At 66.6% G+C, this 24,379-nt stretch carries 23 protein-coding genes; 6 read left to right on the top strand and 17 right to left on the bottom strand.

The features are described from left to right. Positions 1 to 49: 49 nt before the first annotated feature. Positions 50 to 760 (top strand): 2OG-Fe(II) oxygenase, encoded by a 711-nt coding sequence (locus ACIGII_RS09975; protein WP_399637298.1) that lies wholly within the window; start codon positions 50 to 52, stop codon positions 758 to 760. Here ACIGII_RS09975 and ACIGII_RS09980 read toward each other — a convergent pair. Beyond that, entirely contained in the window at positions 702 to 1,127 is a 426-nt protein-coding gene (locus tag ACIGII_RS09980; RefSeq protein ID WP_399637441.1) for a YfeK family protein, read from the bottom strand. The two genes, ACIGII_RS09975 and ACIGII_RS09980, sit on opposite strands and share 59 nt — an antisense overlap. A 171-nt stretch (positions 1,128 to 1,298) precedes the next feature. Here ACIGII_RS09980 and ACIGII_RS09985 point away from each other — a divergent pair, with 171 nt between their 5' ends. Together ACIGII_RS09985 and ACIGII_RS09990 are read left to right on the top strand one after the other, a co-directional pair. Beyond that, complete coding sequence (locus ACIGII_RS09985) at positions 1,299 to 2,282, top strand: aldo/keto reductase (protein ID WP_399637300.1); 984 nt, start codon at positions 1,299 to 1,301, stop codon at positions 2,280 to 2,282. A gap of 39 nt (positions 2,283 to 2,321) precedes the next feature. Beyond that, entirely contained in the window at positions 2,322 to 2,948 is a 627-nt protein-coding gene (locus ACIGII_RS09990; RefSeq protein WP_399637303.1) for a DUF6622 family protein, read from the top strand. 73 nt (positions 2,949 to 3,021) lie between these two features. Here ACIGII_RS09990 and ACIGII_RS09995 read toward each other — a convergent pair whose 3' ends face one another. Both ACIGII_RS09995 and ACIGII_RS10000 read right to left on the bottom strand, forming a co-directional pair. Beyond that, positions 3,022 to 6,456: a response regulator gene (locus tag ACIGII_RS09995; protein WP_399637305.1), complete on the bottom strand. Its 3,435-nt coding sequence runs from the start codon at positions 6,454 to 6,456 to the stop codon at positions 3,022 to 3,024. Between the two features lie 73 nt (positions 6,457 to 6,529). Next, complete coding sequence (locus ACIGII_RS10000; RefSeq protein ID WP_399637308.1) at positions 6,530 to 7,735, bottom strand: acyltransferase family protein; 1,206 nt, start codon at positions 7,733 to 7,735, stop codon at positions 6,530 to 6,532. A 155-nt stretch (positions 7,736 to 7,890) separates the two neighbouring features. On the opposite strand from ACIGII_RS10000, the gene ACIGII_RS10005 reads away from it, so the two are divergent. After that, entirely contained in the window at positions 7,891 to 8,763 is an 873-nt protein-coding gene (locus tag ACIGII_RS10005; RefSeq protein ID WP_399637311.1) for a LytTR family DNA-binding domain-containing protein, read from the top strand. A 6-nt stretch (positions 8,764 to 8,769) separates the two neighbouring features. Here the strand turns inward: ACIGII_RS10005 and ACIGII_RS10010 are convergent, their stop codons facing one another. Next, positions 8,770 to 9,120, bottom strand: coding sequence for a hypothetical protein (locus tag ACIGII_RS10010; protein ID WP_399637312.1), 351 nt, complete (start codon positions 9,118 to 9,120; stop codon positions 8,770 to 8,772). Positions 9,121 to 9,156: 36 nt separating this feature from the next. Beyond that, complete coding sequence (locus tag ACIGII_RS10015) at positions 9,157 to 10,611, bottom strand: PLP-dependent aminotransferase family protein (protein ID WP_399637315.1); 1,455 nt, start codon at positions 10,609 to 10,611, stop codon at positions 9,157 to 9,159. Positions 10,612 to 10,671: 60 nt separating this feature from the next. Between ACIGII_RS10015 and ACIGII_RS10020 the strand changes: the two genes are divergently transcribed. After that, positions 10,672 to 11,343: a YitT family protein gene (locus ACIGII_RS10020; RefSeq protein ID WP_399637318.1), complete on the top strand. Its 672-nt coding sequence runs from the start codon at positions 10,672 to 10,674 to the stop codon at positions 11,341 to 11,343. Positions 11,344 to 11,437: 94 nt separating this feature from the next. After that, positions 11,438 to 12,217 carry an urease accessory protein UreD gene (locus ACIGII_RS10025; protein ID WP_399637321.1) on the top strand — a complete coding sequence of 260 codons (780 nt, stop codon included), beginning with the start codon at positions 11,438 to 11,440 and terminating at the stop codon, positions 12,215 to 12,217. Here the strand turns inward: ACIGII_RS10025 and ACIGII_RS10030 are convergent. The 12 genes from ACIGII_RS10030 to gyrB all read right to left on the bottom strand — a co-directional run bounded on the left by ACIGII_RS10030 (position 12,206) and on the right by gyrB (position 24,349). Next, positions 12,206 to 13,297 (bottom strand): PA0069 family radical SAM protein, encoded by a 1,092-nt coding sequence (locus tag ACIGII_RS10030; RefSeq protein WP_399637323.1) that lies wholly within the window; start codon positions 13,295 to 13,297, stop codon positions 12,206 to 12,208. The two genes, ACIGII_RS10025 and ACIGII_RS10030, sit on opposite strands and share 12 nt — an antisense overlap. Before the next feature lie 243 nt (positions 13,298 to 13,540). Further along, on the bottom strand, positions 13,541 to 14,284 hold the full coding sequence (locus tag ACIGII_RS10035) for a pyridoxine 5'-phosphate synthase (protein ID WP_399637326.1): 744 nt from the start codon (positions 14,282 to 14,284) through the stop codon (positions 13,541 to 13,543). Further along, positions 14,281 to 14,559: a hypothetical protein gene (locus tag ACIGII_RS10040; RefSeq protein ID WP_399637329.1), complete on the bottom strand. Its 279-nt coding sequence runs from the start codon at positions 14,557 to 14,559 to the stop codon at positions 14,281 to 14,283. The genes ACIGII_RS10035 and ACIGII_RS10040 overlap by 4 nt, the downstream gene beginning before the upstream one ends. Positions 14,560 to 14,625: 66 nt before the next feature. Then, positions 14,626 to 16,023 carry a cardiolipin synthase gene (gene cls / locus ACIGII_RS10045; RefSeq protein WP_399637443.1) on the bottom strand — a complete coding sequence of 466 codons (1,398 nt, stop codon included), beginning with the start codon at positions 16,021 to 16,023 and terminating at the stop codon, positions 14,626 to 14,628. A gap of 174 nt (positions 16,024 to 16,197) precedes the next feature. Next, positions 16,198 to 16,611 (bottom strand): ExbD/TolR family protein, encoded by a 414-nt coding sequence (locus ACIGII_RS10050; RefSeq protein WP_399637331.1) that lies wholly within the window; start codon positions 16,609 to 16,611, stop codon positions 16,198 to 16,200. A gap of 3 nt (positions 16,612 to 16,614) precedes the next feature. Beyond that, on the bottom strand, positions 16,615 to 17,040 hold the full coding sequence (locus tag ACIGII_RS10055; protein WP_399637333.1) for an ExbD/TolR family protein: 426 nt from the start codon (positions 17,038 to 17,040) through the stop codon (positions 16,615 to 16,617). Positions 17,041 to 17,097: 57 nt separating this feature from the next. Then, entirely contained in the window at positions 17,098 to 17,859 is a 762-nt protein-coding gene (gene exbB / locus ACIGII_RS10060; RefSeq protein ID WP_068848033.1) for a TonB-system energizer ExbB, read from the bottom strand. A gap of 83 nt (positions 17,860 to 17,942) precedes the next feature. Then, positions 17,943 to 18,500 carry an energy transducer TonB gene (locus ACIGII_RS10065; protein WP_399637445.1) on the bottom strand — a complete coding sequence of 186 codons (558 nt, stop codon included), beginning with the start codon at positions 18,498 to 18,500 and terminating at the stop codon, positions 17,943 to 17,945. A gap of 256 nt (positions 18,501 to 18,756) precedes the next feature. Then, on the bottom strand, positions 18,757 to 19,965 hold the full coding sequence (locus ACIGII_RS10070) for a tetratricopeptide repeat protein (RefSeq protein ID WP_399637335.1): 1,209 nt from the start codon (positions 19,963 to 19,965) through the stop codon (positions 18,757 to 18,759). A gap of 132 nt (positions 19,966 to 20,097) precedes the next feature. After that, positions 20,098 to 20,904, bottom strand: coding sequence for a M48 family metallopeptidase (locus tag ACIGII_RS10075; RefSeq protein WP_399637338.1), 807 nt, complete (start codon positions 20,902 to 20,904; stop codon positions 20,098 to 20,100). A 72-nt stretch (positions 20,905 to 20,976) separates the two neighbouring features. Next, positions 20,977 to 21,816 (bottom strand): lysostaphin resistance A-like protein, encoded by an 840-nt coding sequence (locus ACIGII_RS10080; protein WP_399637340.1) that lies wholly within the window; start codon positions 21,814 to 21,816, stop codon positions 20,977 to 20,979. Between the two features lie 73 nt (positions 21,817 to 21,889). After that, positions 21,890 to 24,349: a DNA topoisomerase (ATP-hydrolyzing) subunit B gene (gyrB, locus tag ACIGII_RS10085; protein ID WP_399637343.1), complete on the bottom strand. Its 2,460-nt coding sequence runs from the start codon at positions 24,347 to 24,349 to the stop codon at positions 21,890 to 21,892. Between the last annotated feature and the right edge of the window lie 30 nt (positions 24,350 to 24,379).

The raw sequence follows: 24,379 nt of genomic DNA on the forward strand, positions 1-24,379 counted from the left end.
CCGCACCAACACAGGTCACCATCGGGCTGAAATGCCCACGGATGACCCCATGCCGGCCGACACCCCGCTCGACTTCATCGAAGTAATCCACAACGCCATTCCCGTCGAGACCTGCGCCGCCATACGGGCCCAGATGCGCGCCAGCGCACAGGTGAAGCCCGGCGAAGTAGGCAGCGGCGTGTTCCCGGAACTCAAGCACAGCAAGGATCTGCGCATAAGTGGGCGCCCCGAGTGGCGCCAGGTCGACATCCAACTGCAACAGGCAGTATTCAGCGGGGTTTTGACTTATCTACGCCGTTATCCACAGGCGCTGATCTCGCCGCTGATGTTGCAGATTCAAGACAACGATGGACACGCCCGGCGCCTCGCGGCCGGGGATTTCCCCGGCATGGACGACGCCGCGCTCTCCGAACTGGCGCGTACCTGCCTGCGTCCCGGCGCCATCAACCTGCAGTGGTATGCGGCGGGCGAGGGCGGTTACCCGTACTGGCACTGCGAGCTGTACCCGCGCGACCCGGCGGCGGAAACCCTGCACCGGCACCTGCTGTGGACGCTGTACCTGAATGACGACTTCGACGCCGGGGAAACCGAGTTCCTGTTCCAGCAGCGGAAGATCGCGCCGCGTACCGGCAGCCTGTTGATTGCGCCCACCGCCTTCACCCACACGCACCGGGGCAACCGGCCGGAGGGCGGGGACAAGTTCATCGCGACAAGCTGGATCCTGTTCCAGAACGCACAGACGCTGTTCGGGGCTGGGTGACACGCGTCCGCAGCGCCTGCAGCTTCGCGCCGAACCAGGACGCAGCACTCTGTTCGGGCTGGCCCGGGCAGGCGATCCGGTAGGGCTGGCCGCTCATGCTGCTGCGGCTGGCGGCCCGCTCGATGAACTGCTCCGCGGTATCCACCTTGTCCTTCCTGAGCAGGTAATCGTACTTGCGCTGCAGGTGTGCACGCGCCTCGGCAGCGTCGTGCCAACTGCCGTTGCGCTGGAAACGGCAGGATGAACCGTCGAGTGCACCGATCAATGCGGCGATCTCGCGTCGGGCGGTCTCGCCAGGCGCGGCCATCGCGCTGCCGGTGGTTGCAACGAGCGTCAGCGTTGCGGCCAGGATCAATCGAGTCTTCATCGCGGTGCGTCCGCCAGGGGTCGTGGCATCGTAGCAAGTCGATGCGACGTGGCCGCGCGCGGTTCCAGCGATCGATTGATGCGCCCCGCATATAAGCGATATTCCATCATGCGTCTGCAAGCATGTCTGGCCGAGGCGTAGATTGGCCATACCCCCTCCGCGGACAACACCATGAACTACAGAACTCTGGGTAAGCACGGGCCGACCGTGTCAGCACTTGGCCTGGGCTGCATGGGCCTGAGCTTCGGCTACGGTCCCGCGGTCACGCGCGAGCATGGCCTCGAGGTGATCCGCCGTGCCTACGACCTGGGCGTCACCTTCTTCGACACGGCCGAGGCATATGCACAGGGCGCCAATGAAGTGCTGGTGGGCGAAGCGCTGGCGGCGGTGCGCGACAAGGTGGTCATTGCCACCAAGTTCGGTTTCACCGAGGGCGACTCCACCAAGGGGGTGGACAGTCGCCCCGCGCGCATCCGGCAGGTCGCCGAAGCGTCGCTGCGCAACCTGGGCACCGACTACATCGATCTCTTCTACCAGCACCGCGTCGACCCGGCCGTGCCGATGGAGGACGTTGCCGGCACCGTGCGTGACCTGATCGCCGAGGGCAAGGTGAGGCACTTCGGCATGTCCGAGGCAGGCACCGAATCGCTGCGTCGCGCCCATGCCGTGCAGCCCGTGGCCGCATTGCAGAGCGAGTACTCGCTGTGGTGGCGCGAGCCTGAGCGCGAGATCCTGCCGCTGTGCGAGGAACTGGGCATTGGCTTCGTGCCGTTCAGTCCGCTCGGCAAGGGCTTCCTGACCGGCAGCATCACCGCCGATACCACGTTCGCCGACGGCGACTTCCGCAATGTGGTGCCCCGGTTCGAAGCAGACGCACGGCGTGCCAACCAGGCACTGGTGGACCGCATCACCGCCATTGCGCACGCGCGTGGTGCCACCTCGGCACAGGTCGCGTTGGCCTGGCTGCTCTCACGCAGGCCGTGGATCGCACCGATCCCGGGCACGACCAAGCTGCACCGGCTGGAAGAGAACCTGGCGGCCGCAGAGCTGGTGCTGGATGCCGGCGAGTTGGCACAGATCGACGCCGTGCTGGCCGATATCCAGGTGCAGGGTGAGCGCTACCCGGCGTCGATCGCGGCGCGGCAGGGGCGCTGATGCGCGGGGGCACGTGCCTGCTGCTCCCTGTACTCCCCGATGGCTGACAGCTGTCACTTGTTCCGGGCGGGCCGGGCGCGAGAATTCAATCACTTCCTCACGGCGCCGCGTCGGCGCCCCAACCCCGCCAAGGACGTCCCACCCATGCTGCAGCAGTTCATTTCGCACACCCCCCTCTGGGTCTGGGCGCTCCTCATCTTCCTGGTCACCCGGGGCATTGCCGCCATGAAGCCCGGCGAGACCTCGCTTGCCAGGCTGGCCATCGTGCCGGCGCTGTTCGCCGCGTGGGGCATCTGGTCGATCACCCAGCGCTACGGCGCCTCGTGGATTGCGTGGGCGGAGTGGCTGGTTGGCATCGCTGCGGGCATGGGCCTTGGCTGGATGCTGCTGCGTCGCGCGACGCTGGCCATGAACCGCTCGACGGGAATGTTGTGGCGCAGTGCGGACTACAGCCTGCTGCCCCTGCTGCTGGTCACCTTCGCGGTGAAGTATGGCTTCGAGTCCGCGCTGTCGGTCTCGCCGTCGCTCAGCGCCGATGCCGGCTTCAGCGCGTCCTACCTGCTTCTGTCTGGCGGCTTCACCGGTATCTTCATAGGCAAGTATTGCCGGTACCTGAGCGCTGCGCGCCGTGTGGCCGCACCAGGAACGATGGACGCTGCAGGTTGACCGGCCCGGGTGCGACGGTTGCCGCACGCGGGGAAGCATCGCGCACCGCGACGCGGACAGGCGAGGTGTCAGGTCATGCCATCAGCCACACCCGGATAAGCGACACCAGCTTGTCCACGTCCAGCGGCTTGGCGATGTAGTCGTTGGCACCGGCCTGGATGCACTGCTGCTGGTCGTCGGGCATGGCCTTGGCGGTGAGCGCGATGATCGGCAGTCTGCCGAAGCGGCCATCCTGGCGGATCTCACGGGTGGCGGTCAGGCCATCCTTGACCGGCATCATGATGTCCATCAGTACCAGCTCGATGGGCTCAGGCCCACCCACCGCGGCGGTCAATGCGTCGATGGCGTCCTGGCCGTTCCGTGCGATGGACACCTTGCACCCGTGCGGCTCCAGCACATTCATCAGGGCGTAGATGTTGCGCACATCGTCTTCGACGATCAGCACGCGACGGCCTTCCAGTGCGGTGTCGCGATGCTGCGCGGTCCGGATCATGCCCTGCTGCGATTCCGGCAGGTCACTGACCACCTTGTGCAGGAACAGGGTGACCTCGTCGAGCAGGCGCTCGGGCGAGCGGGCGCCCTTGATGATGATCGAACTGGAATAGTGCCCCAGCCGCACTTCCTCGGCAGGCGACAGCACCCGACCGGTGTAGACGATGACCGGTGGCAGCGCGTGCAGGCTCTTTTCGGTGAGCAGTTCCAGCAGCTCGAAGCCGGAGGCGTCGGGGAGGGTGAGGTCCAGCACCATGCAGTCGAAGCTGTGCTGCTCCAGCACCTGCAGGCATTCCGACGCCGATCGCGCGCCAATGGTTTCCACGTCGGCCACCGCCAGCAGCTCGCGCACCGCGTCCAGCTGCACGGCGTCGTCTTCGACCACCAGGACGCGGCGTGGACGTTGCAGGAGGCGACGCTCCAGCGAATCGAGCACGCCGGCGAGGTCCTCGCGGGTGGCGGGCTTGCCCAGGTAGCCTACCGCGCCCAGCGACAGTGCCTTGTGCGAATGGTCGGTGGCCGAAACCACGTGGATGGGAATGTGGCGGGTACGCATGTCGTGCTTGAGCACGTCCAGCACCGACAGCCCCGACTGGTCCGGCAGGCCGATGTCCAGCACGATGGCATGCGGGGGTTCGGCGCGCGCCGCGGCCAGCGCTTCACCGGCGGTCTGCGCGACCTTGGCGCGGAAGCCCATCTCCTGCGCCAGGTCGCTGACGATCTCGCCGAACGCGGCGTCGTCCTCGATGATCAGGATCAGGCCCCGGCCCGTACTGGCGGTCCTGGTGCCTGCATCACCTGCGGGGCGCGGGCTCACCGGCGTGGGCGGGACGTCGGCACGCGCGACGCGCGGGGTTGCTACCGGCGTCGCGGCGACGGGCTGCGCCGCCGGCGGCTGCGCGGCCAGCCGGGTGGCGACCACCAGTCGGAAGCAACTGCCCTGGCCGGGCTCGCTTTCCACGGTGATGTCGCCGCCGAGCAGGCGCGCCAGCTCCTGCGAAATGGACAACCCCAGCCCGGTACCGCCGTAACGTCGGCTGATCGAGCCGTCGGCCTGCTGGAAGGCTTCGAAGATGCGCGCCTGCTGTTCGGGTGCAATGCCGATGCCGGTGTCGCGCACCGCGAACTCCAGCTTGCCATCGCGGGTGGCCGAGGCCGACACGGCCACGCTGCCGGCCTCGGTGAACTTCAGCGCATTGGACAGCAGGTTCTTGAGGATCTGTTCGATGCGCTGGCGGTCCGATTCAATCGTCGCCGGGCAATCGGCGCTCATGGAAACGTCCAGCGACAGGCCCTTTTCGCTGGCGATTGGACCCAGCAGTGCCGAGAGGTCCGACAGCAGCTTTTCCACGCCGAAACGCTCGGCATGCACTTCGATGTGGCCGGCCTCGATCTTGGACAGGTCGAGGATCTCATTGATGAGGTTGAGCAGGTCCGTGCCGGAGGCATGGATGGTCCGCGCGAACTTCACCTGCTCCGTGCTGAGGTTGCCGTCGCGGTTGTCGGCCAGCAGCTTGGAAAGGATCAACGCCGAATTGAGCGGTGTGCGCAGTTCGTGCGACATGTTGGCCAGGAACTCGGACTTGTACTGGCTGGCCCGCTGCACCTTGTGCGATTCGGCCACGATGCCGGCATTGGCGCGGGCCAGTTTGTCGCGCTCTTCCTCGAGTTGCTGCGACTGCTCGAACAGCTGGCTGTTGGTCTGCTCCAGCTCCGCCTGCTGCTCCTCCAGCTCATGCTGGGACGCGCGCAACGCGCGGCTCTGTTCTTCCAGTTCCTCGTTGGAAACGCGAAGTTCCTCGCTCTGCACCTGCAGCGTTTCCGACTGGCGCTGGGTTTGGGCCAGCAGTTCGGACAGCCGCGACCGGTAGGCGGCCGAGCGCAGCGCGACGGCCATGTCGGCCGAGGCAAGTTCGAGCAGTTCGATCACCTCGGGCGGCACCGTGCCGAAGAAGCCCAGCTCGATGACGCCGGTCACCTCGCCCTCGTGCAGGCTGGGTGCGATGACCAGGTGGCGCGGCTGGGCCTGTCCAAGGCCGGAGCCGACCGTGAAATAGCCCGGCGGCACATCGTTGACGAGCAGCACACGCTTCTCGTCCACGGCACGGCCGAGCAGGCCGCCGAGCAGCGGCTGCCCGCTGCTGGCGGTGTCCTCCAGCGACGCGGCGGTTCCCACCGCACCGATCTGCTGGAAGCCGAGGGCACCGGGCACGAACAGCTTGCCGGCCTGGGCGCCGGTGAAGCCGGCGAGGAAGCCAAGGCTGGCGCGGGCAAGGGTGGCCCCGTCCAGGTCGCCGCCGGTGGCGGTGGCCAGCTCCAGGCGTCCGCGCTGCAGCCAGGCGTCGCGTTCGCGCGCGCGTGTGTGGCGGCGGAGCAGGAAGGCAATGAAGATGGTCAGCACCGTACCCAGCACGGCGCTGGCCGCACCCGAGCTCAGCGCGGTGTTGTAGGCGGTCTCCATTTCCGCCAGGCGCTCGGCGCGCTTGTCGAGCTCGATCGCGCGCATCGCCGCCAGGCGCGCGCGGATGTCGTCCATGGCGGCCTTGCCGCTGTTCGAACTGACCACGGCCAGCGCGGCATCGAAGCCCTGGGTGCGGCGCAGCTCGATGGTCTGATGCAGTTCGTCCAGCTTGTCCTGGACCCTGCGTGCCAGCAGTTTGAGGCGTTCTCCCTGCGCGGGATCGTCAGCAAGGCTGCGCTGCATGGCCTCCAGGCGCGTGCTGGCCACGGCCAATGCGGTCCGGTAAGGCTCCAGGTAACTCTCGTCCCCGGTCAGCAGATAGCCGCGCTGCCCGGTCTCGGCATCCTGCACGGCCGACAGTACATCGCCCATGGCATTCATCGTCTCCTGCGAGCGGATGACCAGGGCACTGCCGTGCTGGATCGTGCGGATGTTCTTGCCGGCCAGGAAGCCGCTGCCCAGGAAGAACAGCATGACCGCCACCAGCGGCCACAACATGCGGAAGGTGGCGCCGGTATCCCGGGTGGCGGGGCGGGGGTGGGACCTGGAGGGCATGGGCGGACAAGTGCAGGGACGTAACCGCGCAGGCTAGCATGCCGACGCGGCCAGGGCGCCACGAACTGCGCGCCTAGGGCGTGCCGCGGGTGGCGGGCAGGGCAGGGGCCGCGATCGCACTAGCCTTCAATCCGAACAGCGGCCGCAGCCAGGCGACCCGGCGGATGCCTTCATACCCCAGGAATGCCAGCGCAAAGGTGATCGCCACCAGCAACGGGCCTTCCACCAGCGCTGGCATGCCCAGCGGCTTCAGGGTGTGCGCGGCGACCACGATGAGAGTCTGGTGCAGGATGTAGACCGGAAACACCGCCGGCACCAGGTAGCGCAGCGCGCGGGTGTTGCCCGGGTTCCAGTGCCGCGCGAAGCCGAGCACGGCCACGATGGCGCACCATTGGTTGAGGCCCCATACCGCGCGCATGCCCATGCGCAGCGCCGACGGTGGCTCCACGTCGGCGTAGCCGATGAAGTACACGATGATCCCGGCCCAGCTGGCCAGCCACAGCACCAGCGCCGGCCAGCGCAGACGCGCCACTGCCTCCCAGAACCGATCGGCGCGCGCCAGCAGGAAGCCCAGCAGGAACACGGCGAAGTACTGGGCATGGTTGTACCAGTCGTCCACCAGCGCATGGGTCGATTCGAAACGCGCGGACAGGGTCACCCGGAGCAGCGCCAGCAGCAGCGCAGGCCAGACCAGTGCGCCCGGGCCGGAGAGCGCATGCGCCACGCCACGTCCAAGCGCCTGCAGCGGCCGGGGCGCCAGGCACCACAGCAGCCAGATCACGACCGTGTACACCCACAGGTAGGCCACGAACCACAGTTGGTTCCAGGTGGGCACGCGCAGGCAGCCGTCGGCATCGCAGAATCCCTCGTAGCCGGACAGGTACTGGCCCCAGAAGGTCAGGTAGCCGTGGTGATAGCCGCCGGGCAGCTGCTCGACGACTTCGTAGTAGGACTGGGGCGTGACCACCACCACCATGCCGAACACCAGCGGGACCAGCAGGGTCCAGGAACGGGTGCCGAGCAGCCGCAGCCGGCTGGCGCCTGCGTCGGGACGCGTCTGGATCCGGCTGAACATGAAGGCGGTGGCCGCGCCCGATACCAGGAACAGCAGCGACAACCGCCAGGGCGCGGTCAGCACCATGAAGGGTTCCAGTGCGTGGCTGGCGTGCGGGCTTTTTACATGCCAGTCCCAGGTCACGTAGTACATGCCCACGTGGTACAGCACGAGCACGCCAAAGGCGCAGACGCGCACCCAGTCCAGGTCGTATCGGCGTTGCATGGTGCGCTCCAGTCATCAGGGAGCCCCACCCTGCGTCCGCGCGCCGGGGCCTGCCAGCGCGAAGGGTCGGCCCGCCGGGCCCCAGGGACGAACCGCGGGCCCGCGGGGACGAGCGGGAATGGTGCGGCCCCCACCGCGCCGCCTACACTTGCTGGATGACCCACCCCGACCCGATGCCCTACGAACGTTATCTGCCGTGGCGGCGCTGGGTGGAGTGGGGGTTCTGGGTGCTGCTGGTCGGCACCAACCTGCTCGGCAACAGCGTCACCACGGTGATCGACCTGCGCCGGCTCAATGCCGGCTTCGAGACCTGGAAGCCGGTGGTGTGGGAGGCGAGCAGCGCGGTGGTGTGGCTGCTGCTGCTGATTCCCTTCCTGGCCTGGTACACGCGCCGGTTCCCGCTGCTCTGGGACAACTGGCGACGGCGGCTGCTGCAGTACCTGCCGGTGAGCATGGCCGTCTGCGTGGTCCATGTGGGTGCCATGGTGGCACTTCGGATGCTGGCGTACCGGGCGGTCGGGCAGGCGTACGACTTCGGGCCGTGGCCGCGTGAGCTGCTCTACGAGTATCTGAAGGACGTCCGCAGCTTCATCTCCATCGTGCTGGTGATGGAGGGCTACCGGTTCGTGATGCGGCGCTGGCAGGGCGAAGTCAGCCTGCTGAGTGCGCCCGACCAGGGCCCACCGGTGGAACCGGTGGAGCGGCCGGAACGCTTCCTGGTGCGCAAGCTGGGCCGGGAGTTCCTGATCGCGGCCAGCGACATCGAATGGGTGCAGGCGGCGGGCAACTACGTGAACCTGCGGGTGCGCGGCCACGATTACCCCCTGCGCAGCACCCTGGCCGGCGTGGCAACCCGGCTGGACCCGCAGCGCTTCGTACGCATCCACCGCAGCTACCTGGTGGCCGTGCCGCACATCGCCTCGATCGAGCCGCTGGACACCGGCGACGCGAAGGTTCACCTGCGCGACGGCACGGCGCTGCCCTGCAGCCGGAAGTACCGGCAGGAGCTGCGGGAAATTGCGGGCTGAGCGGGGTTACAGCTTGCCGGCCGCTTTGTAGCGCGCGGCGCCCTGTTCGACCAGGCGCTTCAGTTCGACAAGGAGCGAGGGATCGACAGCCTCGAAGTTGAAGCACGACTTCCCTTGCATGCGCTTCCTGAGTTCTGGACTGATGTCGACCAGCAGCTCGGGGAAGTCGTAGATGGGCATGAAGTGGAAGACGTGTTTGCGCCCGGATGCCTTCACCGCACCGAAGAACTGTGCTTTGCCTTTGGCATCAGACCTCTGGCAGTTGGCATAGAAGTGATGTTCCTCGTCGTGCACGATCTGAAGGCTTCCGCTGTACACCCGCAGGAGGTCGCGTAGCGAAGAAAACAGGGCTGGCAAGGTGACCTCCTGAGGCGCATCCGTGGATTGGGCAGGCTAAAGAATAACCACCCTCGCGCCTTCCCTGCGGGCGGACGGCCGCGCCGGCGCCTTGGACCACACCTCGGCGATGCGTCGCACCGCTGCGCGCAGGTCTTCCTCCGGCCGCACGTAGGGAATGCGCAGCCATTGGTCGCCGCCGCCTTCGACGCTGAACATCGGCCCGGGCGGAACGTGGACGCCGGCCGCTTCCAGCTGGGCCGCGAACCGGGTGGCGCTGGTGCCGGCCGGCAGCTGCAGCCACAACGTCATGCCGCCCTGCGGCAGCCGGAAACGCCAGTCCGGCAGGTGTTCGACGATCGCCTGGGCCAAGGCGTCCCGGCGCTGGCGCAGCTGGGTGCGGCGTGCCGCCAGCAGGGCCGGGTCCTGCAGCAGTTCGGTCACCACCAGCTGGTCGAACAGGGCGGTGCCAAGGTCCAGCTGGAGGCGAGCCTTGATCAGCGTGTCCATCATTGCCTGCGGTGCGCGGATCCAGCCCACGCGCAGGCCACTCCAGTACAGCTTGGACACGCTGCCCAGGGTGACCGCGTCCGGCGCATGGGCGGCGAACGGCAGCGGCATGGCGACGTCGGTCAGCGACAGCGCCTGCAGCGATTCGTCGACCACCGGCACCGTGCGCGTGGCCTGCAGCGCGGCGGCATAGCGTGCGCGCTGCTCGTCGCGCATCAGGAAGCCGGTGGGGTTCTGGTAGTCGGGGATGAGGTAGGCCAGGTGCGGTCGGGTCTGGGTGAGCGTGGCGGCGATGCCGTCCAGGTCCCATCCCTCCTCGCCCAGTGCATCGCCCATGGGCGAGGCCACCAGTCGCGCGCCGCCTATGCGCAGCGCTTCAATGACATTGGGGTAGACCGGTGATTCGATCATCACCCTGTCGCCGGGTCGCGAGAGGGCACGCGCCACCACGGCGGTGGCAGCCAATGCGCCCGAGGTCACCATGATCTGGTCGGGGTCGGTGGGCAGGCCGCGCTGGGCGAACTGCGCTGCGATCAGGGCGCGCAGGACGGGCAGGCCGGTGGGGCGGTAGCCATCGCTGCCGAGGTAGCCCGGCAACCGCTCCATGGCGCGCGCGTACGCGGCATCGAGCCCGGCGATGGCGGTGGTGGAAGCGCAGGTAAGGTCGATGCTGCCGTCGGGGTCGTGGGGGCTGGCGAACGAACGCAGTGCATGGTCGTGCGCGCGGCGGCGGTCGGCCGGCACCGCCGCAAAGGTGCCGGCACCGTGGCGGGTGCTGGCGAAACCGGCAGCGACCAGGTCGGCATAGGCGCGCGTGACCGTGTTGCGCGACACCCCGAGCTGCTGCGAGACGGCGCGCTCGCTGGGCAGGCGCGCATCCAGCGGAATGCGACCGTCGCCGATGAGGTCCTGCAGGACCTGGCGCAGTCCGCGATAGGCGGGGCTGCGGGGAAACTGGCCGACCAGCGTGGCCAGATGCTGGGGCGTAAGCGCACGGTTCATGGGGCCACTATGGCTGAAATGGCGCTACGTGGAAGTGCCAGTGGGCCGGATACTGGCCCCATGAACCTGAATACTTCTCCGTCGGCGCTGACCAATCTGGGGCCACTTGCGCAACTGCGCGCGGGCCGCCTGCCCGAGCGGCTGCTGCGCCTGCTGGTGGGGCTGTGGCTGTACGGCTTCTCCAATGCGCTGTTGATGTACAGCACGTTGGGCGGCTCGCCCTGGGTCGTGTTCCACGAGGGTGCGGCGCGGCATCTGCCGCTGTCGCTGGGCACCATCATGGTCCTGGTGGCGCTGGTGGTCCTGCTGCTGTGGATTCCGCTACGGCAGATGCCGGGACTTGGCACGCTGGCCAACACCCTGTTGCTGGGGCCGTTCACCGACCTCAACCTGCAGCTGTGGGTGGTCCCCGACACCCTCGCGCTGCGCTGGGTCTATCTGGTGGGCGGCGTGGTGGTCTGTGCCATTGCCACGGCGCTGTATGTGGGCGCCCAGTTGGGACCCGGCCCGCGCGATGGTCTGATGACGGGCATTGCCCGCCGCGCGGGCGGGTCGATCCAGCGCGTGCGTACCTGCATCGAACTGGTGGTGCTGGCGCTGGGCATTGCATTGGGCGGCGTCGCCGGCGTCGGCACGGTGGTATTCGCGCTGGGCGTTGGACCCATCACCCAGTTCTTCATGCGCTACCTGGTGGTGCGAATTGACGTTTCGCCGGCGGTGCGCTGCCCCTGAGGGTCTTTCACCCGGGTTGAACACGCCGCTGCCCAATGTAGGTGCAGCGGCGCGTTCACTGCGTCGTTGCCCTGCAGTTCACAGGGAGACGGTGATGACTGCAAACGGTTGGCGTGGAAGCCTGGCGCTGTGGTTCGAGCACCACGACGGCAGGACCCGGCTCATGCGACGTCGGCATGTCGGGCCACCGGCTGCGCAGCGCACGTTCTATCCGGAAAACGACGGTTCGGCGCGTGTCCATCTGCTGCACCCGTCCCGTGGCGGCCAGCTGGAGATCGACTGCCATCTGGCAGCACGCGCCCAGGCCGTCCTCACTACGCCCGGCCCGGTCAGGATACTCCGCAGTCGACAGCGCCCCAGCGAACAGCTGCTGCGGGTGCACGTGGCCGAAGGCGCGCTCTGCGAATACGTTCCCGAGGAGACCATCGTGCATCCCGGCGCCGAAGGCGCGATGCGAACCCGCGCGGAACTCGCCGCCGACGCGGTCTACATTGGCTGGGACGTGGTCACCTTCGCGCGGCCCGCTGCGAATGAGCACGCAGGCGCAGGGACGTTCCGGCAGAGCGTGGAGATCGTGCGCGAGGGCCGGCAGATCTGGTTTGAGCGCTGCTGCATTTCGGGGCCGGAGTGGACCCAGGGCGCGCCGTTTACCTTGGCCGGCGCGCCGATAATGGGCACGCTGGTATACGCCGGACCGACCCTCGCGGCGGCGGCAGCGCGCATACGCGAAAGGGTGGGCGAGGAGATGCGGCACGCGTTCTCCGTCAGCGAACTGGAGCGCGTGGTGGTGTGTCGTTACCTCGGCGACCAGATGGTGCAGGCCAAGGCACTGTTCGGCAGTGCATGGCATGCCCTGCGCGAACTAGAACAATGAACCCTGCGGTGAATCCTCGCGCGGCGGCAGGGGCCGCACGAACGTCGTGCAGTCCAGCTTCGGCCAGTGGCTGTTCTGCGCGTCGAACCCCAGCCGTCGGCGCGCCAGCTTGAAACGATTGGACAGCAGGTCCGCGTATACGCCTTCGCCCCGCATGCGGGTGCCGAACTCGCTGTTGTAGTCCTTGCCGCCACGCAGCTGGTTGATGGTGCTCATCACATGCGCAGCGCGATCGGGATGGTGGGTATCAAGCCAGTCGCGGAACAAGGGTGCCACTTCCAACGGCAGGCGCAGCAGCACGTAGCCGGCCGTACTGGCACCGGCATCACGCGCCGCTTCCAGCACCGCTTCCAGTTCGGAATCGTTGATCCAGGGAATGACCGGGGCCACCATCACGCCGACCGGGATGCCGGCCTCGTGCAGGCGACGCATGGCGCGCAGGCGTGCGTGCGGTGCGGAGGCGCGCGGTTCCAGGCGGGCAGACAGGTGCGGGTCGAGCGAGGTGACCGAGAAGTGCACGCTGACCAGGTTTTTTTCCGCCAGTGGCGCGAGCAGGTCGATGTCCCGCTCCACCAGCGCGTTCTTGGTGATCAGCGAGAACGGGTGCCGGGTTTCCAGCATTACCTCGATCAGTTGCCGGGTGAGCTTGAGCTTGCGCTCGATGGGCTGGTAGGCATCGGTGTTGATGCCCAGCGCAATCGGCTGCGGGGTGTACGACGGCCGCGACAGCTCCTTGCGCAGCAGCTGCGGCGCATTGGTCTTGGCGAACAGCTTGGTTTCGAAGTCCAGCCCCGGGGAAAGATTCAGGAACGCATGCGAGGGGCGGGCGAAGCAGTACGAGCACCCGTGTTCGCAGCCCCGGTAGGGATTCACCGACTGGCTGAAGCCCACGTCGGGCGATTTGTTGCGGCTGATGATGCTGCGCGCGGTTTCCGCACGGACTTCGGTACGCAGGCGCGGGGCAGCGAATTCTTCGCTGCTCTCCGGTTCCCACCCATCGTCCATGGCTTCGCTGACGGTGACCTCGAAGCGGCCTGCCAGGTGCGTGGTGGAGCCGCGGCCTTTGATTGCGATACCCATGTGATTACAGGGTAGGCAGGGGGTGTCTCATTGACTGAGACCACAGGAACGAGGCGGGGAGGGAAAGCCGGGTGCTCATGGGTTAGTAGTATTACTAACCACAGGTCCATTTGGAAGGGGAACCGTTGTGGTCGCTGGGTTTGCGATGAACCGGTCAGGGTTTCTCCCCACGGTTATCCACAGGCTGTGAGACCGTCGGGTTTTTCTGCCATGCGTGTCAACGCCATCCCTGCCAACGCCATCTCAAAGCAACCCAAGATATCCCTTCACCGTAGCCTCCAACCCGGCATACAGCGCTTCGCTGATCAACGCATGCCCTATCGATACTTCCAGTACATCCGGCACCGCCTGCAGAAACGCGCGGAGATTTTCCTGCGACAGGTCATGGCCGGCATTGACCCCCAGCCCAGCCGCCTGGGCGCGGCGGGCGGCCCCGGCGAACAGTGCCAGCATCACCGTCGCGTCGCCGCGCGCGTGTGCCTCAGCATAAGGACCGGTGTACAGCTCGACCCGGTCCGCGCCGACCGCAGCTGCCTCGGCGATGTCTGGATTGCCGGCATCCACGAACAGGCTCACCCGGCAGCCGTAGGACTTGAGGTCGGCAATCAGCGGGCGCAGGCGCTCGGCGTCGCGACCGAAGTCGAAGCCGTGGTCGGAGGTCAACTGCCCGTCGCTGTCCGGGACCAGCGTGGCCTGGGCCGGGCGCGTCTGTTCGCACAGCGGCAACAGGCCCGGGTAACCGGGTCGCGGCGGCGCGAAAGGATTGCCTTCAATGTTGAACTCGACGCCACGGGCCGCGGTGAGGGCCGACAATGCGATCACGTCTTCGGCACGGATGTGCCGGCGGTCCGGGCGCGGGTGCACGGTGATGCCATGCGCGCCGGCGTCCAGGCAGGCGGCGGCCGCCTGCACCACATCGGGGTCGTGGCCGCCGCGCGAATTGCGCAGGACGGCGATCTTGTTCACGTTGACGCTGAGCTGGGTCATGGGTGCGGGGGCAGGTCGTTCTCTTCGCGGTCGGCGTCGCGGCGGGCCTGGGCCTGTTCGCGCAGCCGGCGCAGTTCGGTGGGATCGATGGCGTTGTAGATATCGGGTTCGCTGCCACCGGCAGTGCCGCCAAAGCTGGCCAGGTAGCGTCCGCGTACCCACGCCAGCAGGAACAGCAGGGCGCCGAACAACGACAGCAGCATCAGGCCCGTGGAGGGCGTTTTGACGGCGAAGGTGAAGCAGCCGATCGCCAGCAGCAGGAACAGCCAGTACATTGTCATTCTCCCCGGTTGACCGGGCCAGTGTAGCGCCGCTGCCCGGGCCGGTTCCACGTGCCGCCCTTACAGCAGCGGCGAGGCCAGGCGCGCGAAGGCTTCGGGAACCCGGTGCAGCCACAGCGAACGCCGCCGGTCGTTGCGGACCGGGCTGGATGCGGCGAACTCGGCGATGAGGATCTTCTCCAGCTCGGCCACGCAGCCTTCGTCGCTGATCATCATCGACAGTTCGAAGTTGAGCCGGAAGCTGCGATGGTCGAAGTTGGCGCTGCCGGCAATGCACACGTCGTGGTCGGCGATGAACGCCTTGGTGTGCAGCATCCGCGGGCCGTACTCATAGATCTTGACGCCGGCCTGGAGCAGTTCGTCGAAGTAGGAGCGCGCCGCCTGGGTGACGAACCACGAGTCGCTCATCTTCGGCACCAGCAGGCGCACGTCCAGCCCGCCCAGGGCGGCGGAGGTAAGCGCCATGCGTGCGGCTTCACCCGGTACGAAGTAGGGGGTGACCAGCCAGACACGCTCGCGCGCTTCGTGGATGGCGGCCACCTGCAGGCGGTGGATGGTTTCCCACGAGGAGTCCGGGCCCGACACCAGCACCTGGGCGGTGATCGCGCCGTCCGTTCGCGCGGGCATGTCGTCGGGCCACAGCTGGGCGATGGCGAAGCGCTCCTTGGGCTCGCCGGTGGCATAGATCCAGTCTTCCACGAACACCAGCTGCAGGCTGCGCACCACGTGGCCGGACAGGCGCATGTGCAGGTCGCGGTACGCGTCGGGCCTGCGGCTGTCGTCCTCGTCGTCGGTGATGTTGATGCCTCCGGTGAACGCCACGCGGCCGTCGATCACCACCAGCTTGCGGTGCGTACGCATGTTCATCCACGGCCGCTTGAAGGGCTTGAGGAGCTGGCGGGGATGGAACCACGCCACTTCGGCTCCGGCGTCGCGCAGCGGTTCCAGGAAGCGCCTGCCCACTGCCGACGAGCCGACCGCATCGAGCAGCAGGCGCACGCGGACACCGGCGCGGGCGCGTTCCACCAGTGCGTCGCGCAGCGCGGTACCGGCGTGATCGGGATTGAAGATGTAGTACTCCACGTGCAGGTGGTCCCGGGCCTGGGCCACTGCCTTCAACAAGGCGGCATAGGTCTGCGCGCCGTCCACCAGCCATTCCACTCCGGTGGCCGAGCTGGGCGCCAGGCCGGTGGTGGCCTGGGCGATCTTGGCCAGCTCGGTGCAGTCCGCGTCGGGCGGGCACACGCTGTTGTAGTGCTCCATGCCCGACCGTGCACGGCCACGGCGCAGGCGCTGCCGTTTCACCTTCTGCGGGCCCAGCAGGTAATAGATGAAGAGCCCAAGGTAGGGCAGGGCGGCGAGCGACAGGATCCAGCTCAGCGTGGCTACCGGTTCGCGCTTCTGCAGCATGATCCAGCCGATCAGCCACAGCAGGTAGAGCACGTAGGCGGCGATCATCAGGGGGCGCAGATGCGGTACGGCATCCAGCCAATGGAGCCAATCGGCAAGCGCGGGGTAGGTGGCAAGCATGCGCGGATCATAGCCGGACAACGCCGTCCGGTGCGCGCAGAAAAAAAAGCGCCCCTGTTTCCAGGGGCGCTTTCCAGTCGCGTCATGACTTGGTCTTGCGTATTACTGCTGCTGGAACCCGATCTTCTTCATCTGCGCGTTCTTCGCGGCGGCCAGGATCTTGGCCATCACGTCGTACTCGGAGTCCGGGCTGGCGTCGATGCGCAGCTCGGGCTGGTTGGTCGGGTCACGCTGCACTTCCTGCTCCATGCGCTGCTGGAGTTCGCCCACGGAAATCGGGCTGTTGTTCCAGGTCACCTGGTTGCTGGCGTCCACCCGCAGCTCGATCGGCGGCGGCGGTTCGACCAGCTGCGGCGGTGGGTTGAGCACGCGCTGCGGCAGGTCCACGGCGATCGGGTACGTCATGATCGGCGCGGTAACGATGAAGATGATCAACAGCACCAGCATCACGTCCACCAGGGGCGTAACGTTGATGTCGGCCATGGGGCCTTTGCCACCACCAGAACTGAATGCCATGGCTTACTGCCCCTTCTCTTTGGTGGCCACGAAGCCAACGTCGAGCATGCCCTGCTCCTGCGCAATCTTGGTCATCTCGTTGATGACACGCATCTTGGTGGTGCGGTCACCACGCAGATTGAGCGGGGGCTGGGGGGTCTGCTGGGCGGCGGTCGCCAGGCGCGACTCGAGAGTCTGCTTGTCGATTTCTTCGTCGTTCCAGAAGATCGAGCCGTCTTCCTTCACCGCAAGGGTGATGGGGCCCTTGCGATCGGCCGCATCTTCCGGCTTCTGCACCAGGTTGGCCTCGGGCAGGTCGACCTTGACCTTGTGGGACATCAGGGGCGCCGTGATGATGAAGATGATCAGCAGCACCAGCATCACGTCCACGAGGGGCGTAACGTTGATGTCGGCCATGGGGCCGCCGCTGTTACCACTACTGAAAGCCATAACGGGCTCCGTCTAGATCGTGTTGACTACGTTCTCGCTGGGTACAGCGCGTCGCAATTAGCGGACGCGCGAACCGGTGGCGAAGAAGTCGTGCAGGTCGTGAGCGAACGTATCGAACTTGCTGATCGTGGCGCTGTTGATCTTGCTGAAGAAGTTGAAGGCGAACACGGCCGGGATTGCCACGAACAGACCGATGGCGGTCATGATCAGGGCTTCACCCACCGGGCCGGCAACGGCGTCGATGGAGGCCGAACCGGTTGCACCGATCTTGATCAGCGCGCCGTAGATGCCCCACACGGTGCCGAGCAGACCGACGAACGGAGCGGTTGCGCCGACGGTGGCCAGCAGGGTCATGCCCGACTGCAGGTTGTTGCTTTCGCGGGTCACGGCCTGACGCAGGGCGCGATCGACGAACTCCGAACGGCTCAGGTTCTCACCCAGGCCACCGGTGGCGCCGCCTTCGGCACGCTGGTGGTGGGCAGCAGCCTGCGCAGCGTCCAGGGCGATCTTCGAGAACGGCTCGGAAGCCGGCTGCTCTTCCATCGCACGGATGGCGTCCTGGGCGTTCGGGGTATCCCAGAACAGGCTCACGACCTTGTCAGCAGCGCTCTTCAGACGGGTAGCGCGGAAGATGTTGATGACGGTCCAGTACCAGGACATGGCCGACATGATCACCAGGGTCAGAAGCACGACCCAGGAGACGGCGAAATCGCCCGGCTTGGAGGTCATTTCGTGGATCAGATGCTCGAAGCCCATCTGCGAGAGGGCATTCGACGGGTTGCCCCCGGCAGCAGCGGCGATGAAGAGTTCCTGCAGCATGACGCTTACCTTTGTTGTGTGTGGTGATGAATGTTGTAGCTGGGTTCAAGTGACTGGTGGGTGGCCAGGGGCCACCCGACCGGTCAATTCAGCGCAAAGTTGACCGGGACGCGGACGCGACCTGCAGCTTTCTTCCCGCCCGATTCGGCTGCATTGAAGCGCCACTTACGGGCGGCTTCCATCGCGGCGCGGTCCAGATCGCGGTTACGGCTGGACTTTTCGACCGTCACATTGGTGACGTTGCCGTTGGCATCGACATCAATGATCAGGATGACTTCACCCTGGATACCTGCGCGGAATGCGGCCGGCGGGTAACGCGGGGGATTCATGGCCTTCGACGAGATATCGACGCTGGCCTCGATGGAGCTCGGCGGCTGCGGCGGACTCGGCGGGCTCGGAGGCGTGACGATGTCGTTCGGACGCGGTTCCGGCACGTCGATCACCGGCGCCTGCGGCGGCGGCGGCACCGGCGACGGCTTCGGCGGCGACAGGTTCTTCACCGGCGGCGGCGGCGTCTCCTGCGGCGGCGGCGGCGGCGGCGGGGGGGGCGGCGGCGGCGGAGCGTCGACCAGGGTCACCATCACGTTGCGTTCCTTTTCCGCAACGGCCTTGGGGGCCACGGCGGGGATCAGAAGCATCATGAAGGCGGCGAGATGCAATGCGATTACAAAGGCGATGCCCACGATGCGCGGCCAGCTGAGGCCGGTGTCATCGCGTTGTTCGTACCTGTGAACGACTAGTTGTTCCGTCATGCGCCAAGAGCTCATTAGTGGGGCCGGGTACCCGGGGACGGGGGACCCATGATCAGCGGTGCATGACACCGCAGGAACCTCCAAGCTTATACCAATCCTGAGCGCCTGCGCATCACTGTCGCAGGCGTTCAGGCGTTATTCCTACTTACTTCAGGTTGATGATTTTCTTGGCATCCGCCTGATTCTTCACACCCTTGGCCAGCGCCTGCTGGGCAGCCGTTTTGGCCTCGGGAATACGACCTTCCGAATGCAAGACGCGTGCCAGATTCAGATAGGTTTCGCCATCCTTGGAAAGCGGGGCGGCCTTCTGCCACGCATCGATCGCCTTTTCCACCTGCTGCGGATCGGAGTAGTAGTACGCCTGGGCCAGGGCCAGGTACACCTGGTAATCCGGCTTCAGCACACCCTTCTGCAGGCCATCGTTGATCACCGTGATGACCTTCTGCTCCTGGCCCTCGGCGTTGGCGAAGACCGAATAGGCCTGCTTGTACTCGCGCTCGTCGGTCAGCTGGCCGGCGGCAAGCAGCTTGTCCATGACGGTGGCGGCCTTGGCCATCTGGTCGGCCTGCAGGTACATGCTGGCCAGGTTCATCTGGGCCTTCTTGTCATTCGGGTTCTTGGCGGCCAAGGCTTCGGCTTCCTTGACGGCTTCACCGGTCTGCCCGGCTTCGGCCATGGCGCCCATCAGCAGCTGGTTCCAGTTGTCCTTCGGCTCGGTGCTGCCCGCGATGGCGGCCTTGATCACCGGAATGGCTTCCTGGTAGCGCTCCAGCTGGTACAGCGCCTGACCCTTGATGATCAGCTCTTCCGGCTTGGTCGACTTGGTTTCGGCGAAATATTTGTCCAGCGTCGCCAGGCCGACCGCGGTTTCATCGTCCTGGATCTGCAGCTGGCCAAGCATCAGCATCGACTGGTAGTGGCCATTGTTGTCCAGGCCGTTGAACTCCAGCACCTGCTGCAGGTACTTCTTGGCGGCTGCGCTGTCGTCGGACTGGTAGGCCGCCTGCGAAGCGAGCTGCGCGGCCAGCGACTTGTCGTAGGCATTGGCGGCGCTGTTGGCCAGAATCTCATTGGCGGCCGCGAGGGTCTCCGGGAACTTCTGGTCGTTGTAGCTGTCGATCATCTTCTGCAGCTGCTTGCCCAGCTTCGGCGAGGACTTGGTGCTCGGCTCCTCGCGGGTCGCCTGGGGATACAGCACTTCCGCCTTGGCCTGGTCCTTCTTGCCACCACGGCGATCGCTGTTGCTGCGGTCGGTGGAGCGGGTCTGGGCGACGGCGTCAGTGACCACGGCGCCACCGAGGGCGGTCGCGATGAGGACGGTAAGCACGGCTTGCTTGTGGTTGCTGAAAATCATCTTTCACCTCGGTCAAACCGCCGTGGCGGCATCAATACGGACTGTCAGAAAAATCTGAGCCGCCAAACGTATCAGAAACTGCTGACGTGAGAAATCGTTTCCGATGCTGCACCACAGCATCCTTTGGTCGAATCACCCGCACCTCGGGCGCCGCCCGGCGGCCTGGGCCTGCTGGAAAACGCCGTTGAGCGCAGGCGCGTCGCGCTGCAGTTCGCGGATCCGGTTGGCCGGGTCGGGGTGGGTGGACAGCCACTGCGGGGAACGCCCGCCGCTGGCGGCCATCATGTTCTGCCACAGGTTGACCGCCTGGGCCGGGTCGAAGCCGGCTTCGGCCATCAGCCGCTGGCCGACCACGTCGGCCTCGCTTTCCTGGGTCCGCGAGCCGGGCAGCAGGAACGCGGCCTGGGCGCCGGCGCCGCCGAGCTGGTTCACCGTGCTGGCCGCGCCTTCGCCGTAGGCCGCCCCGGCCAGCGCGCCGAGCACGGCCAGGCCGGTCTGCGCGCCCATCTGCCGGGTCAGGCGCTCTTCGTGGTGGCGCGAGATGACGTGGCCGATCTCGTGCCCGATCACCGCCGCCAGCTGGTCCTGGTTCTTGGCCACGGTGAAGATGCCGGTGTTCACGCCAACCTTGCCACCGGGCAGGGCGAACGCGTTAGGCTCGGCATCCACGAAGACGGCCGTTTCCCACCGTACGCCACGGTACTGAGGCGGCAGCTGGGCGACCAGGGCATTCACCACGCACTGGACGTAGCCGTTCTGCCGGCCGTCGCTGCTGATCTTTTCTTTCTGCTTGGTTTCGGCAAATGCCTTCGCGCCAAGCTGGTCCAGGTCGGCCTGGGAAACGCCGCCCACCATCTGGCGCCGCCCGGTGGGCGACGTGGTGGTGGCGCAGGCGCTGACCATGAGGGTGATGACAAGTCCGAGCAGCAAGGGTTTCAAGGCGGGGACTCCCGTGTTCATGTCAGCAGTCTGGCGGAACGGACGTAAGGTTTTGTCAAACCGACGCTGCGGTCAATGCAATCCCAGGAACACCAGCGCGGCCAGCGCGATGGCGTTGTTCAGGGCATGCGCGGCGATCGGCGCCCACAGGGTGCCGGTACGCTGGTACAGCCAGGCGAATGCCGCACCCATGCCACCGTAGACCAGCCACAGCTGGGCGATCTCCCACGGGCCGTTCTCACTGGTACCGGGCACTTCGTGGACCAGCGCGAACGCCAGGCTGCTGAGCAGCATGCCCAGCCACGGCCGGCCGGCCTGCCAGAGGCGCCCGAACAGTACGCGGCGGAACAGCAGTTCTTCGTAGGCCGGTGCCAGCACGACGGCGAACAGCGCCAGGAACCAGGGGAACCGGGCCAACGCCTGCTCCATCAGCGCCAGGTTGGTCGGAACTGGTTCAATGCCGGCCTGGCGGGCCAGCCAGGCGATACCGTTGCTGCCGATCACCACCGCAGCGGCCACCAGCAGGGTCCAGCCCCAGGTAGACGGACGGCGCGCGGCCTGCAGCGATGCACTGCGTTCGGCTGCGTCGGCGCGCCGGCGAAGGAAGTAGAGAAATACCGCGGCGCCACCGGTGGCGAACAGCGCCATCAGGATCTGCGCCAGTGCTCCGGGTTGGCCCACCTGCTGGGCGAGTGCCTCGGCCGGCTGGGCGCCGGTTTCGCGAACGACGATGATGGCGCGGTACATGCCCCAGAGCACGCCGCTGGCCATGCTGAGCCCAAGCAGGGTGAGGGTGGCAATGCCGAGATCGATCAGGAACCCCGCAATGGGCGAGCCGGGTTTCCGTTGGGGCGCCTTGGGTACGGCGGGAGGCAGCGGAGGCGTCGTGGACGCCGGGGCAGTAGCGGACATCGGGTTCCTGGCAGCAAGAGGCGGCGGCCGGGCCGGTTGCAGGTCGCAACCGGCCGGCCCTGGCCCGATTGTGTCAGATATCCAGGTTGGCGACCCGCAACGCGTTGTCTTCGATGAAGTCGCGGCGCGGCTCGACCACATCGCCCATCAGGGTGCTGAAGATCTGGTCAGCGGCCACCGCGTCCTCGATGCGCACCTGCAGCAGGCGCCGCGTATCGGGGTTCACCGTGGTGTCCCAGAGCTGCTCGGGGTTCATTTCACCCAGGCCCTTGAAGCGCTGGATCTGGCGGCCCTTCTTGGCTTCGTCCAGCAGCCAGTTGCGAGCCTCGGCAAATCCGGAGATCTCCGACGACTTGGCGCCGCGCACAATCCTGGCGCCATCGCGGATCAACCCGTGCAGCAGCACCGAGGACTGGTGCAGGGCACGCAGCTCGCCGGTTTCGAATGCCGCCAGCGGCAGCACCTGGATCAGCGATTCGCCCATGTGGCGGCGGGTGACCAGCACGGCGGCCGGACGCTGTTCGGTGGGTTCCTGCAGTTCCAGGCTGAAGCGCGGCGAGCCCAGGCTGCCCTGGTTGAGCCGCTTGGCCAGTGCGGCCAGGCCTTCGTCTTCGCCGGCCTTGCGCAGGTGCTCAAGATCCATCGGGGTGAAATCGACCAGGGCTTCCAGCAGCTGGCGGTCGTAGCGATGGGCGTTGCGGCCGATCGCCTCCTGCGCCGACGCGTAGGCAAGCAGCAACTTTTCCAGGGCGACGCCTTCGATGGCAGGCTCGTTCTCGGCCGGGATCAGCGAGGCATTTTCCACCGCATTGCTGGCCAGGTAGGCGTCCAGCGCCGGATCGTCCTTCAGGTACAGCTCCTGCTTGCCCTGCTTGATCTTGTACAGCGGCGGCAGGCCGATGTAGACGTGGCCGCGCTCGATCAGCTCCGGCATCTGCCGGTAGAAGAAGGTCAGCAGCAGGGTGCGGATGTGCGCGCCGTCGACGTCGGCGTCGGTCATGATGATGATGCGGTGGTAGCGCAGCTTGTCCGGGTTGTACTCGTCGCGACCGATGCCGGTGCCCAGCGCGGTGATCAGCGTACCGACCTGGTCGGAGGCGAGCATGCGGTCGAAGCGCGCGCGTTCGACATTGAGGATCTTGCCACGCAACGGCAGCACCGCCTGGTTCTTGCGGTTGCGGCCCTGCTTGGCCGAGCCACCTGCCGAGTCACCCTCGACGATGAACAGTTCGGACAGCGCGGGGTCTTTTTCCTGGCAGTCGGCCAGCTTGCCGGGCAGGCCGGCGATATCCAGCGCGCCCTTGCGGCGGGTCAGGTCGCGCGCCTTGCGTGCGGCTTCACGGGCCCGGGCAGCATCGACGATCTTGCCAGCGATGGCCTTGGCTTCGTTCGGGTTTTCCTGCAGGAACTCTTCCAGGCGCTGGCCGAACGCGCTTTCCACCGCCGGGCGCACGTCCGAGCTGACCAGCTTTTCCTTGGTCTGGCTGGAGAAGCTGGGATCGGGCACCTTCACCGACAGCACCGCGATCATGCCTTCGCGCATGTCATCGCCGGTCAGGTTGATCTTGGCCTGCTTGGCGATGCCGTTCTGTTCGATGTAGTTGTTGAGCACGCGGGTGAGCGCGCCGCGGAAGCCGGCCAGGTGGGTGCCGCCGTCCTTCTGCGGGATGTTGTTGGTGAAGCAGTACATCGTTTCCTGGTAGGAATCGGTCCACTGCAGCGCCACTTCCACGGTGATGCCGTTGGACTCGCCGGTTACCGAGATCACGTTGGGATGCAGCGGCGTCTTCAGCTGCGCCAGGTGCTCCACGAAGCTGCGGATGCCGCCCTCGTAGTGGAAGTCGTCGCGACGGCCATCGCCCCGCTCGTCGACCAGCACGATCTTGACGCCGGAGTTCAGGAACGAGAGCTCGCGCAGGCGGCGCGCCAGGATCTCGTAGTGGAACTCGACGTTGTCGTGGAACGCGGTCACCGACGGCCAAAAGCGCAGGGTGGTGCCCCGCTTGCTGCTGGCCTCCACCTGCGCCAGCGGGCTGACCGCCGCGCCATCGGCGTATTCCTGGTGGAAGTGGAAACCGCTCTGGAAGATATCCAGGGTGAGCTTCTGCGACAGGGCATTGACCACACTGACGCCGACGCCATGCAGGCCGCCGGAAACCTTGTAGCTGTTGTCGTCGAACTTGCCGCCCGCGTGCAGGACGGTCATCACCACTTCGGCAGCCGAAACCTCGCGGCCGAGCTTCTGGCTCATCTGCGCGTGCTTGCCGGTGGGAATGCCGCGGCCGTTGTCGGACACCGACACCGAGCCGTCGGCGTGGATCGTGACCGCAACGTGGTCGGCGTGGCCGGCCAGCGCTTCGTCGATCGAGTTGTCGACGACTTCGAACACCATGTGGTGTAGACCGGTGCCGTCATGGACGTCACCGATGTACATGCCGGGCCGCTTGCGAACCGCCTCCAGGCCTTCCAGGGCGGTGATGCTGTTGGCGTCGTAATTGCCGGTGGGTGCCGGAGTGTTCTGTTCTTCAGTCATCGCGCTTGCCATAGGCTCCGCAGTTCGGGC

Origin of the sequence: Stenotrophomonas sp. NPDC077420, from assembly GCF_044543385.1 — a bacterium.
Lineage (GTDB): Bacteria > Pseudomonadota > Gammaproteobacteria > Xanthomonadales > Xanthomonadaceae > Stenotrophomonas.